Genomic DNA, 705 nt, shown 5'->3' with positions numbered 1-705 from the left:
ATGGCGGCCAGCCGGTTGGCGGTGATCGCGCCGACCAGGTAGCCGAGGAGGTTGGCCGCTCCCAGGTAGGCCGATTGTGCCGCCGAGAACCACCCCGCTTCCACCATCGCCGGGATGAGCGGTGTATAGGCGAAGCGCGCGAGACCGATGCCGGCGAAGGTGGCGGCCGCCCCGGCGAGGCCGGGACCGGGTGTGGGTAATCGCATGCCGTCTCCTGATGGTGATCCGGGGCCCACGGTAGCCGGGCCGGAGAATGGCATAAAGTGATTATTGCTGCTCGCTGCTATCATGTGTGGCGATAGAAAGCGACACCGGTTCCCACCATGCAGCTCCGTTCCCTGCGGCTGTTCGTCGCCGTTGCCCGTACCGGCAGCTTCGTCGCCGCGGCGGAGTCGGCGCATACGGTGCAGTCCAACGTCACCGCCCACGTCAAGAAGCTCGAGAGCGAGCTGGGGCGGCGTCTGCTCACGCGCACCGGCGGGGCCGGGCTGACGCCGGCCGGGCGCTCGCTGCTGGGCTATGCCGAGCGGCTGCTCGCGCTGCATGACGACGCGGTGGCCGAGGTCCGGGGGGAAGGCGAGCCGGGCGGCACGCTGCGTATCGGCACCCTGGAGACCACCGCCGCGGTCCGCCTGCCGCCCCTGCTGACGGTGTTCCACGAACGCTACCCGGCGGTGACCCTGGAGCTGATCACCGGGACCACCG

General features: G+C 70.2%; 2 protein-coding genes. One reads left to right on the top strand and one right to left on the bottom strand.

What is annotated here, in order from left to right; all coding sequences use genetic code 11:
* The coding region (locus tag G7A99_RS23000) for a YbfB/YjiJ family MFS transporter (RefSeq protein WP_163144359.1) at nt 1–206 on the bottom strand (206 nt) is incomplete at its 3' end.
* A gap of 117 nt (nt 207–323) precedes the next feature.
* Between G7A99_RS23000 and G7A99_RS22995 the strand changes: the two genes are divergently transcribed.
* Nucleotides 324–705: LysR family transcriptional regulator (locus tag G7A99_RS22995; protein WP_163144357.1), on the top strand; the 382-nt coding region annotated here is incomplete at its 3' end.

The sequence above is a fragment of the Arhodomonas sp. KWT genome (assembly GCF_010993615.1).
Note: the sequence above shows the minus strand (reverse complement) of the source record. Positions and strands in the feature narration are given on the sequence as shown.